This window comes from Streptosporangium pseudovulgare, from assembly GCF_014648055.1.
Lineage (GTDB): Bacteria > Actinomycetota > Actinomycetes > Streptosporangiales > Streptosporangiaceae > Streptosporangium > Streptosporangium pseudovulgare.
Genome location: NZ_BMQJ01000042.1, coordinates 1 through 14,710 on the forward strand (window position 1 = coordinate 1; position 14,710 = coordinate 14,710).

At 70.5% G+C, this 14,710-nt stretch carries 8 protein-coding genes and 1 rRNA gene; 4 read left to right on the forward strand and 5 right to left on the reverse strand.

Annotated features, from left to right (window positions below):
* From IEZ10_RS37905 to IEZ10_RS37915, 3 genes are all read right to left on the reverse strand, one after another.
* Positions 1-559: aldehyde dehydrogenase family protein (locus IEZ10_RS37905; RefSeq protein WP_189251326.1), on the reverse strand; the 559-nt coding region annotated here is incomplete at its 3' end.
* A complete protein-coding gene (locus IEZ10_RS37910; protein WP_189251327.1) occupies positions 556-1,857 on the reverse strand; it encodes an aspartate aminotransferase family protein in 1,302 nt (433 codons plus the stop codon). The genes IEZ10_RS37905 and IEZ10_RS37910, both read right to left, overlap by 4 nt.
* Before the next feature lie 231 nt (positions 1,858-2,088).
* Positions 2,089-3,600, reverse strand: a complete 1,512-nt coding sequence (locus tag IEZ10_RS37915) for an MFS transporter (protein ID WP_189251328.1) — start codon at positions 3,598-3,600, stop codon at positions 2,089-2,091.
* Between the two features lie 54 nt (positions 3,601-3,654).
* Between IEZ10_RS37915 and IEZ10_RS37920 the strand changes: the two genes are divergently transcribed.
* Positions 3,655-4,383, forward strand: coding sequence for a TetR/AcrR family transcriptional regulator (locus IEZ10_RS37920; protein ID WP_229812074.1), 729 nt, complete (start codon positions 3,655-3,657; stop codon positions 4,381-4,383).
* 131 nt (positions 4,384-4,514) lie between these two features.
* Positions 4,515-5,276, forward strand: a complete 762-nt coding sequence (locus IEZ10_RS37925) for a hemerythrin domain-containing protein (RefSeq protein WP_189251330.1) — start codon at positions 4,515-4,517, stop codon at positions 5,274-5,276.
* 93 nt (positions 5,277-5,369) lie between these two features.
* Here the strand turns inward: IEZ10_RS37925 and IEZ10_RS37930 are convergent, their stop codons facing one another.
* Positions 5,370-9,905, reverse strand: a complete 4,536-nt coding sequence (locus IEZ10_RS37930) for a HAMP domain-containing protein (protein WP_229812075.1) — start codon at positions 9,903-9,905, stop codon at positions 5,370-5,372.
* Between the two features lie 224 nt (positions 9,906-10,129).
* On the opposite strand from IEZ10_RS37930, the gene IEZ10_RS37935 reads away from it, so the two are divergent.
* Both IEZ10_RS37935 and IEZ10_RS37945 read left to right on the forward strand, forming a co-directional pair.
* The gene (locus tag IEZ10_RS37935; RefSeq protein WP_189251332.1) at positions 10,130-11,755 is read left to right on the forward strand and encodes a PucR family transcriptional regulator; all 1,626 of its coding nucleotides are present in this window, start codon (positions 10,130-10,132) and stop codon (positions 11,753-11,755) included.
* Between the two features lie 739 nt (positions 11,756-12,494).
* A complete protein-coding gene (locus tag IEZ10_RS37945; protein WP_189251334.1) occupies positions 12,495-13,961 on the forward strand; it encodes a phosphodiester glycosidase family protein in 1,467 nt (488 codons plus the stop codon).
* Positions 13,962-14,427: 466 nt separating this feature from the next.
* Here the strand turns inward: IEZ10_RS37945 and rrf are convergent.
* Positions 14,428-14,544, reverse strand: a 5S ribosomal RNA gene (gene rrf, locus IEZ10_RS37950).
* Between the last annotated feature and the right edge of the window lie 166 nt (positions 14,545-14,710).

Genomic DNA, 14,710 nt, shown 5'->3' on the forward strand with positions numbered 1-14,710 from the left:
GCCCGGCCATCAGCAGCGACGCCGACGGGTCCCGCTCGGACGGCTTGAGGACGAAGGTGTTGCCGCAGGCGATCGCGATCGGGAACATCCACATCGGCACCATGGCCGGGAAGTTGAACGGGGTGATCCCGGCGACCACGCCCAGCGGCTGGCGGATCGAGTAGCAGTCGACCCGGGTGGAGACGCCCTCGGAGAAGCCGCCCTTGAGCAGATGCGGGATGCCGCAGGCGAACTCCACGACCTCCAGGCCGCGGGCCACCTCTCCCAGGGCGTCGGAGTGGACCTTGCCGTGCTCGGCGCTGATCAGCGCCGCCAGCTCGCCGGCGTGGGCGTCCACCAGCTCGCGGAAGCGGAACAGCACCCGCGACCGCTTGACCAGCGAGGCGTCCCGCCACGCCGGGTAGGCCGCGGCGGCCGCGGCCACGGCGGCGTCGACCTCGGCGACCGACGCCAGGTGGACCCGTCCGCTGACCTCGCCCGTCGCCGGGTCGAAGACGTCGGAGGTACGGCCGGAGCCCTCGGCGGTGGCTCCGGCGATCCAGTGGGTGATGTTCTTCATGACGAGACGACCTCGGCGTTGACGACTTCGAGCGCGTTGACGATGATCCCGAGGCCCTCGGCGGCCTCGTCCAGGGTCAGGGTGAGCGGCGGGGCCATGCGGAGCACGTTGCCGTGCAGGCCACCCTTGCCGGCGAGCAGACCGGCCTTCTTCGTCTCCTCCATGAACCGGGCCGCGAGTGCCGGGGAGGGGGCGCCGGTGGCCGGGTCGACCAGCTCGACGGCGAACATCAGGCCCTTGCCGCGGACGTCGCCGACGACCGGCAGCCGCGGCGCGGCCTCGCGGAGCCCGTCGATGATCAGGGCGCCGGTGCGGGCGGCGTTGGCCTGCAGGTCGTGGTCGAGGACGTAGTCCAGGGTGGCGTTGGCGGCGGCCATCGAGATCGGGTTTCCGCCGAAGGTGGCCAGGCCGACCGCGTGCAGACCGTCCATCAGGTCGCCGCGGGCGACGACGCCGCCGACCGCGAAGCCATTGCCCAGCCCCTTGGCGAACGTCATCATGTCGGGTGTGACGCCGTGGTTGGCGATCCCGAAGAACGCCGATCCGGTACGGCCCCAGCCGGTCTGCACCTCGTCGGAGATGAACAGGATGCCCTCGGCGTCGAGGACCTCCTTGTAGGCGGCGAACAGTCCGTCGGGGGCCATGGTGAAGCCGCCGACGCCCTGGATCGGCTCGGCGATCAGCGCGGCCACGTCGCCGCCGACGGACGTGGCGAGCACGTGGCGCAGGTCCTCGACGCACGCGGCGATGTAGTCGGCGTCCGACATCCCGCGGAACTGGGCCAGGTGCCGGTCGGCGCCGTGCAGGAAGTGGACGTTCAGCGGCGACAGCGAGTTGTTCTTCCAGGAACGGTTGCTGGTGACGCTGACCGCCCCGAAGGAGCGGCCGTGGTAGCTCTGCCGCATGGCCAGCACCTGGTCGGACTTGCGCGCGTAGGTCGCCAGCAGCAGCGCGGTCTCGTTGGCCTCGGTCCCGGAGTTGGTGAAGAAGACCTTGGCGTCCTCGATGCCGGACAGGCGGGCGATCTTCTCGGCGAGCTCGACCTGGCCGCGCAGCAGGTACACCGTCGAGGTGTGCACGACGCCGGTGGCGAGCTGGCGTTCCACGGCCTCCCGCACCTCGGCCACGTCGTAGCCGATCATGTTGGTGAGGATGCCCGCGAAGAAATCGAGGTAGCTCTTGCCCGAGGCGTCGACGACCCGGTTGCCCTTGCCGCCGACGATCTCGATGGGCTCGTTGTAGTAAAGGGACAGCCAGTTGGGCATTACCGCCCGGTGGCGCGCGAGGAGGTCCGACATACGTCGAGTATCCCTGTTTCCGAACCCCTCTCCCACGGGCAACCTGTCGGGACATTCCGGCCTGGCCCGTCACTGTGTAAAGCCCGCCGTCCCGGGCCCCGCCGTTCCGGGCCCGCCACTCTGGGCCCCGTCACCCCGGGCCCCGCCGTTCCGGCCGCCCTCGCCCGCCCCCGGAGGCGGGCGGGGCGGTCCGGAGTGGCCAGGGCGGTCCAGGGCGGGCGGTGTCCGGCGTCAGCCGCCCGCCTCCACGAGGTCGGACCGCTCGGCCGGCGCCGCCGGAACCGCCGGGCGCAGCAGCACGAACGCCAGGGCGGCGGCGGCGAGGGTGAAGGCGGCCCCCACCCAGGAGCCGAAGGTCATCGCCGACACGAAGGACTCCCGGGCGGTCCGCGCCAGCCCGGGGTCGCCGAGTTGCAGCGCCACGGCCACGGAGTCGCGGGCCGCGGCGGGCGCCGACTCCGGCATGGACGAGCGGTAGACCCCGGCCAGCACGCTGCCGAGCACGGCCACGCTCAGCGCCATGCCGACCTGCTGGACGGTGTCGTTGAGCGCCGACCCGACGCCGGCGTGCTGGGGCGGAACGGCGCCCATCAGCGTCGCGTAGACGGCGGGCCCGGCGACACCGGCGCCGACGCCCATGAGCATCAGGCCCGTGATCAGCAGGCCGTACCCGGTGTCGGCGGTCATGAAGGCGAGGACGCCGAACCCGAGGGCCATCACGGCCAGACCCACCGCCGCCAGCGTGCGACTGCTGATCTTCTGGCCGAGCCCCGCGCCCAGGATGTTGAAGACCGCGGCGGCCACGGCGTACGGCAGCAGCGCCAGCCCGGCCTTCATCGCCCCGTATCCCAGCACGAACTGGAGGTACTGGGTGAGCATCAGCAGCAGGGCGCCCGTGCCGAACGACATCAGCACGATGGAGAACGACGAGCCGCTGAAGTTCCGGTCGCGGAACAGCTCCAGCGGCAGCATCGGATGAGCGCTGCGGCGCTCCCAGAGCACGAACCCGCCGAGCGCCAGCACGGCCAGGACGGCGGCGGTGAGCACCTCGGGCGAGGTCCAGCCCCTGGACGGCGAGGAGATGACGGCGTAGACCAGCGCGGCCATGCCGGTGACCGACAGCAGCACGCCGGGAGGGTCGAGCCGGCGGGCGGGGCCACGCGACTCGGGCATCAGCAGCGCGGCGGCGACGACGGCGAGCACCGCGACCGGCACGTTGATCAGGAAGATCGATCCCCACCAGTAGTGCTCCAGCAGGAAGCCGCCCAGCGTGGGGCCGGCGATGACGCCGACCATCGCCACCGCGCTCCAGGCGGCGATGGCCTTGCGGCGCTCGGTGTCGTCGAAGACGGTGATCAGGATCGACAGGGTGCTCGGCATCAGGATCGAGCCCCCGACACCCATCAGCGCGCGGGCGGCGACCAGTTGCCAGGGCTCGGTGACCAGCACCGCCACCAGCGACGCGCCGCCGAACAGCAGCAGGCCGATGATCAGGAAGCGCCTGCGGCCGTAGCGGTCGGACAGGCTGCCCGCGGTGAGCAGCAGCCCGGCGAAGACCAGGACGTAGGCGTCGATGATCCACTGGATGTCGGCGGGGGTGGCCCCCAGATCTCTCATCAGGGACGGGATGGCGAGGTTCAGCACCGTGTTGTCGACGACGAGGACGAGGAGACTCAGGCAGAGCACGCCCAGGATCCACCAGCGACGGGGGTGCGGCTCGGCTCGTACAGTGTGCGATTCCACTCGCACACCGTACGACAAAATCGAACGGTGTGCGATCCCTTTTATGCTGGAGGGGTGAACCAGCCCTTCAGCTCCGTCTGGACCCGCGAGCCCCGGCCCGCCAGGAGCGCGACCCTCAGCCGGGCACAGATCGTCCGGGCGGCCATAGAGCTGCTCGACACCGAGGGCCTCGACGCGCTCAGCATGCGCCGCCTGGGCGCGAAGCTCGGGTCCGGGGCCACGAGCATCTACTGGCACGTGGCCAACAAGGACGAGCTGCTGGAGCTCGCCGTGGACGAGGTCTACGGCGGGATCACCCTGCCCGACGAGGACACGGCCTGGCGCGAGGCCGTCTCGGTCTTCGCCCGCAGCATGCGCGCCGTCCTCCTGGACCACCCCTGGGCGGCCGTTCTCCTGGGGTCACGGCCCTCCCTCGGCCCCAACGCCGTCGCGCTGGTGGACAGGCTGATGAAGGTGTGCCGGCGGGCCGGGTTCGCGGGCATGGCGGTGGACCACGCCTGGTCCACGCTGCTGGCCTTCGTGCTCGGCGTCACCACGCCCGAGATCGCCTGGCGCGCCGCCCTCGGCTCCACCCGGGTGAGCGACACGGAACTGATGAAGGCGACGCACAGCGTGGCGGAGGACGCCGTCCGCGACCACCCCGACCTGGCCGCGCACTACGCCCTGTACAAGGACATGGACATCGAGGCCAGCCGCGCCGCCGCCTTCGACTTCGGCCTGACCTGCGTGATCGACGGCCTCCAGGTCCGCCTGGACCGCGGGGACGCGCCGCCGTCCGGCTGAGGACGGCCGAAGCATTACCCACGCCGTACCCGGGCCGCGGCGTGGCGCCGTGACACCCGGGAAGAAATCCGACCACGCCCCCGGCGGGCGGCGGCACGGCGATCGAGCACGGCGAGGCGGTGATGGCTGGAATGGACGTCGTTGGAGACTCCCCGTCCCCGGCGGTGCGCCGCCGTGACCTCCTCGGTCTGCCCGTCCTCGCGCTCGGAGCCGTGGCCGGTCCGCGGCCGGCGGCCAGGGCGGACGGAGCGGACCCGTCCCCCACGCCGGGAGGGCCCTCCGGGGAGGGGGCCGAGAGCCCGGAGGAGGTGCCGGTCACACCGCCGGAGGACCTGATGCGCGAGCACGGCGTCCTCAAGCGCGTCCTGCTGGTCTACCGCGAGGGGATGCGGCGGATCGGCCGCGGCGAACCTGTGCCGTCCCGGGAGCTGCACGAGGGGGCCCGCATCATCCGCGAGTTCATCGAGCAGTACCACGAGGAGAACGAGGAGAAGCACGTCTTCCCCCGGCTGCGGCAGGCCGGCCGGCTCACCGGCACCGTGGACACGCTCCGGCTCCAGCACCAGCGGGGCCGCGTCCTGACCGCCCGGATCCTGAAGGCCACCGGCCCGGCCGGGGCGCCGGGCGCACGGGCCCGCCGCCGCCTGGTCGCCGACATGGCGGCGTTCATCCGGATGTACGAACCGCACGAGGCCCGCGAGGACACCGTCGTCTTCCCCGCCTTCCGGGACCTCCTTCCGCCCCGGGAGCTGCTTGAGCTGAGTGAGGTCTTCGAGGAGGACGAGCACCGCCGCTTCGGCCCCAACGGCTTCGCCGACATGGTGAACCGGGTCGCCGACATCGAGAAGAACCTCGGCATCTACGACCTGGCCCGGTTCACCCCCCGGGTGTGAGCGGCCCGCGGATCCTCCGTCCCGGCCGTGCGTACGTGCGTGCGTGCGTACGGGAAGCCGTACGGCGGGACGGGGAGTCCGCCGAAGCGGAACCTACAGGCCCATCCACTGCTGGATGCGGAAGATCAGCTCCTGGGCGTCGACCGGCTTGGTGACGTAGTCGCTGGCGCCCGCCGCCAGGGTCTTCTCCCGGTCGCCGTGCATGGCCTTGGCGGTCACCGCGATGATCGGCAGGCCGGCGAAGCGCGGCATCTTCCGGATGGCCGCGGTGGCGGCGTAGCCGTCCATCTCCGGCATCATGATGTCCATCAGGACCAGGTCGACGTCCTCGTTGCGTGAGAGCACCTCGATGCCCCTGCGGCCGTTCTCGGCGTAGAGCACCTGCATGCCGTGCAGCTCCAGGATGTTGGTCAGCGCGAAGACGTTGCGCACGTCGTCGTCGATGACCAGGACCTTGCGGTTCACCAGCATGGCGTCCGCGCCGTCCATCGCCTGGGGGTGCTCCTCCGGGCTGGACTGCACCAGCGGCAGCACGTCGCCGGGCGCGTGCGCCGACAGGTGCAGGGCGATGCGCTCGCGCAGCTCGTCGAGGCTGGGGATGCGCTCCAGCGGCTGGGTGCTGGAGCGTCCCTTGAGGAGGTTCTCCTGCGGCCTGGTGAGGGTGCGGGTGTGGTGGGCGAGCACCGGAAGCCCTCGCAGGGCCGGGTCCTCGTCGAGCAACCGCAGGAACTCCGCCGCCCCGTCCTGCCGCATGCCCAGGTCGAGCACGATGCAGTGGTGGCCGGCGCCCTTCAGGATGTCGATCGCGGCGGCCGGGTCGCCGGCGGTGGAGACCACGACCGGCCCGTGGGTGGCGCTCAGGTCGGCGACGACGCTCTCGGCGAGCTGGGAGAGCAGGCCGTTGGGCCTGGACTCCACCACCAGCAGCCGGCGCCCCTCCGTCCCCTGCGCCGCGCCGCCCACGGATGCGGAACCGGCCTCGGCCGTCTCCAGGGCGGGCCGGCCGCCGGGTGCGGGAAGGGAGGCGGTCCGGGCGGCCTCGACGGCGGCCGGCCCGGCCGTGCCGGGCACGACACCGGCGATCGGCAGCAGGAGGCTGAAGGTGCTCCCCTCGCCGAGGGCGCTGACCGCCCGGATCTCGCCGTTGAACAGCGTGGCGATCTCCCGGCTGATCGACAGGCCCAGCCCGGTGCCGCCGTACTTGCGGCTGGTCGTGCCGTCGGCCTGCTGGAAGGCGTCGAAGATCTGCGAGAGGTTCTCCTTGGCGATGCCGATACCGGTGTCGGCGACGTGGAAGGCGAGCACGTCCTGCCCCGGAACCCCCAGGACCTCGGTGTCGGCCAGCCGCTCGATGCGCAGCCCGACCGACCCCGCCTCGGTGAACTTCACCGCGTTGGACAGCAGGTTGCGCAGCACCTGCCGGAGCCTCTGCTCGTCCACCAGCAGCTCCTCCGGCACGTCCGGGGCGACGGTCACGTCGAACCTGAGGCCCTTCTCCGTGGTCAGCGGGCGGAAGGTCGCCTCGACGTAGTCGAGGAGCTGGCGCAGGTCCAGCGGCTCCAGCGTGATGTTCATCTTCCCGGCCTCGATCTTGGACAGGTCGAGGATGTCGTTGATGAGCTGGAGCAGGTCGGTGCCCGCCGAGTGGATGACGTTGGCGTACTCCACCTGCTTGGCGGTCAGGTTGCGGGCCGGGTTCTGGGCCAGGAGCTGGGCGAGGATGAGCAGCGAGTTGAGCGGGGTGCGCAGCTCGTGGCTCATGTTGGCCAGGAACTCGCTCTTGTACTTCGAGGCCAGCGAGAGCTGCTTGGCGCGGTCCTCCAGTTCCTGGCGGGCCTGCTCGATCTCCTTGTTCTTCGTCTCGATGTCGCGGTTCTGCCGGGCCAGCAGCTCGGCCTTCTCCTCCAGTTCGGCGTTGGAGCGCTGCAGCTCCTCCTGGCCGATCCTGAGCTCGACCGCGAGCCGCTGCGACTCGGCCAGCAGGGAGTCGGTCCGGGCGTTGGCGACGATCGTGTTGACGTTGACGCCGATGGTCCCGGCGAGCTGCTCCAGGAAGGCCCGGTGCACCTTCGTGAAGCGGTTGAGGCTCGCCAGCTCTATCACGCCGAGCACCTGGTCCTCGACGACGATCGGCAGCACGATGAGGCCGACCGGGGTGGCCGCGCCGAGACTGGAGGCGACGGTGAGATACCCCGGCGCGACGTCCTCCACCAGGATGGGCCGCCTGGACAGCGCGGCCTGCCCGACGAGCGAGTCGCCGAAACGGTGCCGGCGATCGGTCTCCCGGTGCCCGTAGCCGCCGACCACCCGCAGCTCGGGGCCGTCGGGCGTCTCCTCGGCCAGCAGGAACGTGCCGTACTGGGCCGAGACCAGCGGGGCCAGCTCGTTCATCACCAGCTCGGCCACGACGGCGAGGTCGCGGTGGCCCTGCATGAGGCCGGAGATGCGGGCCAGGTTCGACTTCAGCCAGTCCTGCTCCTGGTTGGCCAGGGTGGTCTCCCGCAGGGACTTCACCATGGAGTTGATGTTGTCCTTGAGCTCGGACACCTCGCCGGAGGCGTCCACGGTGATCGAGCGGGTCAGGTCGCCCGAGGTCACCGCGCTGGTCACCTCGGCGATGGCGCGGACCTGGCGGGTCAGGTTGCCGGCCAGCTCGTTGACGTTCTCGGTCAGCCGCTTCCAGGTGCCGGAGACGCCCTCCACCTCGGCCTGGCCGCCCAGCCGACCCTCACTGCCCACCTCGCGCGCCACCCGCGTCACCTCGGCCGCGAACGACGACAGCTGGTCCACCATCGTGTTGATCGTCGTCTTCAGCTCCAGGATCTCGCCCCGGGCGTCGACGTCGATCTTCTTGGTCAGGTCGCCCTGGGCGACCGCCGTGGTGACCTGCGCGATGTTGCGCACCTGGTTGGTCAGGTTGTTGGCCATCGAGTTGACGTTGTCGGTGAGGTCCTTCCAGGTGCCGGCCACGTTGGGCACCCGGGCCTGGCCGCCCAGCTGCCCCTCGGTGCCCACCTCGCGGGCCACCCGCGTCACCTCGTCGGCGAAGGCGCTCAGCGTGTCGACCATGGTGTTGATGGTCTGCGCGAGCGCGGCGACCTCGCCCTTCGCCTCCACCGTGATCCTCTGCGACAGGTCGCCGCGGGCCACCGCCGTGGCCACCTGGGCGATCGAGCGCACCTGGCCGGTGAGGTTGCTCGCCATGACGTTGACGTTGTCGGTGAGGTCCTTCCAGGTGCCGGAGACGCCCCGGACCGTGGCCTGCCCGCCGAGGTTGCCCTCGGTGCCCACCTCGCGGGCCACCCGCGTCACCTCGTCGGCGAAGGCCGAGAGCTGGTCCACCATCGTGTTGATGGTCTCCTTCAGCTCCAGGATCTCACCCCGGGCGTCCACCCGGATCTTCTGTGACAGGTCTCCCCGAGCCACCGCCGTGGTGACCTCGGCGATCGAGCGGACCTGGGCGGTGAGGTTGTCGGCCATGACGTTGACCGACTCGGTGAGCGCCTTCCAGGTGCCGGAGACGCCCTTGACGTCGGCCTGACCGCCCAGCCGCCCCTCGGTACCCACCTCACGCGCCACCCGCGTCACCTCGTCGGCGAACGACGACAGCTGGTCCACCATCGTGTTGATGGTGCTCTTCAGCTCCAGGATCTCGCCGCGCGCCGAGACCGTGATCTTCTGTGACAGGTCGCCGCGGGCGACCGCCGTGGCCACCTGCGAGATGTTGCGCACCTGGTCGGTGAGGTTGCCCGCCATGTAGTTCACCGAGTCGGTGAGGTCGCGCCAGGTGCCGGAGACGCCCTTGACGTCGGCCTGACCGCCCAGCCGCCCCTCGGTACCCACCTCACGCGCCACCCGCGTCACCTCATCGGCGAACGACGACAGCTGGTCCACCATCGTGTTGATGGTGCTCTTCAGCTCCAGGATCTCGCCCCGGGCGTCCACGGTGATCTTCTGCGACAGGTCTCCCCGCGCCACCGCCGTGGTGACCTGGGCGATCGAGCGCACCTGGTCGGTGAGATTGCCCGCCATGAAGTTCACCGAGTCGGTGAGGTCGCGCCAGGTGCCCGCGACGCCTTTGACGTCGGCCTGACCGCCCAGCCGCCCCTCCGTGCCCACCTCACGCGCCACCCGCGTCACCTCGTCGGCGAACGACGACAGCTGGTCCACCATCGTGTTGAGGGTGTTCTTCAGCTCCAGGATCTCGCCCCGGACGTCCACGGTGATCTTCTGCGACAGGTCGCCGTTGGCCACGGCGGTCGCGACCTGGGCGATGTCGCGGACCTGGTCGGTGAGATTGCCCGCCATGGCGTTGACCGAGTCGGTGAGGTCCTTCCACGTGCCGGAGACGCCCGGCACCTCGGCCTGGCCGCCCAGCTGCCCCTCGGTGCCCACCTCGCGGGCCACCCGCGTCACCTCCGAGGTGAACAGGGAGAGCTGGTCCACCATGCCGTTGAACACGGTGGCGATCTCCTTGAGCAGCCCGTCGCCGTCGTCCGGCAGCCGCGTCCCGAAGTCGCCGTCACGCACCGCCGTGAGACCGGCGAGCAGCTGGCGGAGGTCCGGATCCTCCACCCCTGAGGCGCCCCGGGCCGTTCCGCGACCATCGGTGCCGGGGGTCTCAACCATGTCCACCATCGCCTCTTCTGCCAGTTCCGCCTGGGGGGTCGAGCGACCTCAGGCCCTATGGGTACCACACCGCCGCATCCCGGATACGGGTACGGCCTCGCCTGCCCGAAGACCCAGGTGGGACACGGTCGGCACCACGAAAGCGGTTAACCTCACAATGTCGCGAAACATCCTGTAAAGCACCGGCAATCCGTATTTACACGCTGATCGGATACCCTCGGTGAGTGCTCCCTACGATCGCCGACGTGCTCGCCCTCGACACCGTCCGTCGGGGCAATCCCCGTGTCGTCGCGGGAGCCGACCGGTTGGACACCCGCGTGCGATGGGTGCACGTGGGAGAGGTCACCGACATCGCCCAGCTGCTGCGCGGCGGGGAACTGGTGCTCACCACCGGCATCGCGCTCCCCGACGACCCCGACCGGCTCGCCGACTACATCGCCGAGCTCGCCGCCGTCGGCGCCTCCGGGCTGATCGTGGAGCTGGGCCGCAAGTTCGTCAGGGAACTGCCCAGGAGCGTGGTCAACGCCGCCGAGAAGCACGGCCTGCCGCTGATCACGCTCGGCCGCGAGACACCGTTCGTGCAGATCACCGAGTCGGTGCACGCCCGGATCATCGACATCCAGTTGGAGGAGCTGCGCGCCTCCGAGCAGCTCCACGAGGTGTTCACCGAGCTCTCGGTCGAGGGCGCCTCCCCCGCCGAGGTCCTCCGTCAGGTCGCGCGGCTGTCCGGGCGGCCCGTCCTCCTGGAGAACCTCGCCCACCAGGTCCTCGCCTGCGACACCGCCGGACGCGACACCGGGACGCTGCTGGCGAACTGGGAGACGCGGTCCCGGGCGGTCGCCCCCGGCCAGCGCACCGCCTACGACGACGCCGCCGGCTGGCTGGTCACGATGGTCGGGGCGCGCGGCCAGGACTGGGGGCGGCTGATCATGCTGTGCGACGCCGACCCCGACCCCCGCGACATCGTGCTCGCCGAACGCGCCGCCACCACCCTCGCCCTGGGCCGCCTGCTGGAACGCCACCAGGAGTCGCTGGAGCGCCAGGCGCACGGAACGATCATCGCCGGGATCCTCTCCCACGCCTACGCCGATCCCGACGAGGCGGCGGCCCGCGCCCGGGCGGTCGGGGTGCCGCTGACCGGCCGCAGACTGGTCAGCGTGGTCCTGCGACTGGCCGAGGCGTCGGAGAACCCCCTCGACGGCCAGGAGCAGCTCGCCAGGCTCGGCGATCTCGCGGAGGCTGCCGCGGCCGCCTGTCGCGAGGCCCGGCTGCCCGCTCTGGTCGGCGCCCTCGACCAGAACCGCGTCGGGGTCCTGCTCCCTCTGCCGCCCCGCACCCCGGTCGAGTCGGCGCTGGCCACGCTCGCCGACCGCCTGCGCACGACGTTCGCCACGACGTTCGTCCTCGCCGCAGGCTCGGCCGTCGAATCCCTCCGCGACGTACGGCGAAGCTTCCTGGAGGCCGAGCAGGTCGCCGACGTCGCCTTCCGCCAGCCCGACGGCCGCCCCTTCTACCGCCTCCCCGACCTGCGGCTGCGCGGCCTGCTGCACCTGCTCAGGGACGACGCCCGGCTGCAGACCTTCGCCGAGCGCGAGCTCGGCCCCCTGCTGGCCCACGACGCCCAGCGCGGTGGCGACCTGACCGGGATCCTACGGATCTACCTCGACTCGGGCCGCAACAAGGCCGTCGCCGCCCAGAAGGCCCATCTGTCCCGGCCCGCCTTCTACGACCGGCTCCACCGCCTGGAACGCATCCTCGACACCGACCTGGACGACGTCGAGTCCTGCCTCTCCCTCCACGTCGCCCTGCTGGCGCTGGAGTCCTTCCGGAGGGACAACCCCCGCGGCTGAAACGCCCATGACCGGGATCGCGGGGATGTTCGGGACCGCGGAGATGTCCGGGATCGCGGAGATGTCCGGGATCGCGGGGATGTTCGGGACCGCGGAGATGTCCGGGATCGCGGGGATGTTCGGGACCGCGGAGATGTCCGGGACCGCGGAGATGTCCGGGACCGCGGAGATGTCCGGGGCCGCGGGGATCGTGCCCTTCCGGTCGCCGTCCTGGAGGACGGCGCGAACCGTACGGGACCCCGCGAACCGTGCGGAACCCGGGCTCCGCGCGGCTCACACCCGCCTATGACGGCCCGTCGGACCCCGCGTCGGCGTGAACGGTGTCGTCGGCGCAGACGTACAGATCCCAGCGCCGTGGCCGCGCCATGACCACGCCGAGGATGAAACCAAGGACCATGCTCGCGATGATCACAATGAGAATGTTCAGCCCCATGACGGCTGCCTCTCGCAACTTGTGCCGCCCGGTCTTGAGGGAATGCGGCTACTGCACCGTAACGCCGTGCTCCCGCCCTCGCAGCGAAACCGCGGGGAACTAACCCCTATTGACCAGCACGGCCGATTCCCCCGGGCGGGGCCGTACCGGGTCCCCGGCCGTTCCACGCGACGGCGCGGTGGATATCCCAATGCTTTCTCGGACTTTCTCGTGGCTTTTTGTGCGTTTCACTCCCCGGACGGTGTGGATCTTCGGCACGATGGTGCACCGAAGTCTGATCGTCAACGGGGAGAGAGAAACACGCACATGTCGCGACGTATCATCGTCGGGCTTTCCGCCATCGCACTGGCCGCCACGGCGGTTCCGGCCCACGCGGACCAGACGAACCTGACGCTCCCCACGTCGGCCTTCCCCCTGGGACAGGAACAGAGCCGTCCCCTGGTCAAGAACCAGCGAGAGGTGGCCCGGGGCGTCCGGTTGTTCGACCTGGCGCACGGCCGGTCCACGCAGGGCTGGACCGTGTCGCTGCTGATGCCCAACGGGCACGACGACGGAACCCTGCAGGCCGCGCAACTCAAGGCCGAGGAAGCCTCCGCCGCGGGGTTCACCCCCGCCGTGGTACGGATCGTCCAGCCGGCCGCCGCCGACGCCCCGGCGGTGGAGCGGTACATGGTCCGCATCGGGCAGTGGACGCTCAAGCAGCGCGCCGAAGCCGACAAGATGGTCAAGGATCTCAAGGAGGCCGGCATCAAGGCCAAGGCCGACTACCTCGCCGACGACGGAGCCGAGACCACCGGCCCATGGAAGATGCACGTGCTGATGGTCGACCCCAGGCTCTTCAGGGGGTCCTTCAAGACCAGCGTCGGCGTGAGCGTCGCCAAGCGTGAGACGACCAGCTCGATGGCCAAGCATCTCGGCGCCATCGCCGGGGTCAACGGCGGCTTCTTCAACATCCACACACCGAAGCAGCTCCAGGGGGACCCCGTGGGCGTCTCCGTGGTGGGCGGCAGACTGCTCAGCGAGGCCGTCGCCGGCCGGAGCGGGCTGGTGCTCAACGGGCGCAGGGCCCGGATCACCGAGCTGAAGTCGGTGACCACGGCCGTCTCCTCGGACGGGTCCAGAACCGAGATCAAGGGCATCAACCGGGCCGCCGGCCCCGACGAGCTGGTCCTCTACACCCAGGAGTTCGGCGCCAAGACCGCGGCCGACGGCGGCGCCGAAGTCGTGATCGACGCCCAGGGCAGGGTCGTCACCCGCGAGGCCGGAGGCGCCGTCCCCCGCGACTCCTCCGTCCTCCACGGAACCGGGAGCATGGCGGAGTGGCTGCTGTCGCACGCCCTCGACGGCTCCACGATGAGGATCGACAACAAGGTCATCGACCTGCGGACCGGGAAGGGCGTCCCCCTCACCCCAGAGACCCACATCATGGGCGGGGGTGTCGGCCTCGTCAGGAACGGCCGGGTGCAGATCACCGCCAAGGCCGACGGGCAGGCATCGGTCAACATGATGCTCCGCCGCCATCCGCGCACGCTGGTGGGCATCGGCAGATCCGGAGGGCTGATCGTGGCGACGGTCGACGGCCGCGATCCCGGCGTGAGCGTCGGCGCCTCGATGGTGGAGGCGGCCCAGCTGATGCGCTGGCTGGGCGCCAAGCAGGCCGTCAACCTCGACGGCGGCGGCTCGTCCGCGATGGTCGTCGGCCGCAAGGTCGTCAACCGCCCGTCCGATGGCGTGGAACGCACCGTGGGCGACGCCCTTTTCATCACGCCGTGATTCGTACGGGGCCCGTCTCCTGGTGACCTTCAGGGCTTGGTCCAGGGATTTTTTCAGGGCTCGGCCCCAGGGCTTGACCGCCCATGGGCCGGCCTACGGCCCGATGAAGGACCCAGGACCGGAGCCGGGCCCCCGGGATCCGGCAGGGATTCGCATTGGCGAGGCTGAGGCCCCGCTCCCCGACAGGGAGCGGGGCCTTCCGCGCGTATGGGGCCCGGCTCCGGTCCTGAGGCGGGCATGAAAAAGCGGGGCCTCGGGCTTTCGCCGAAGACCCCGCCGGAAAAAACCGAAACCCGGAAACCCGGAGACCGGGAGCGCCGGAGACCGTGAAACCCGGAGGCCGGGAGGCCGTGAAACCCGCACAACGCGGACACGAAAATCGGGCATGGAAAGCGGACACGAAAACGGGCACGCAAAAAAGCGGGGCCCCGGACGAACGAACGTCCAGAGCCCCGCTTCAAAGATTGTCCGGCGGCGACCTACTCTCCCACACCGTCCCCGGTGCAGTACCATCGGCGCTGAAGAGCTTAACTTCCGGGTTCGGAATGTAACCGGGTGTTTCCCCTTCGCCATAACCGCCGTAACACTATGAAACACACAAACACGCGCACCCAACCCGAAACCAACCAGTTCCGGGGGTGCAGACGGTGCCTGCTGCCTCAGAATCACACAGTGGACGCGAGCAAAACGCTTTATGGTCAAGTCCTCGGCCTATTAGTACCGGTCAGCTCCACACATTACTGCGCTTC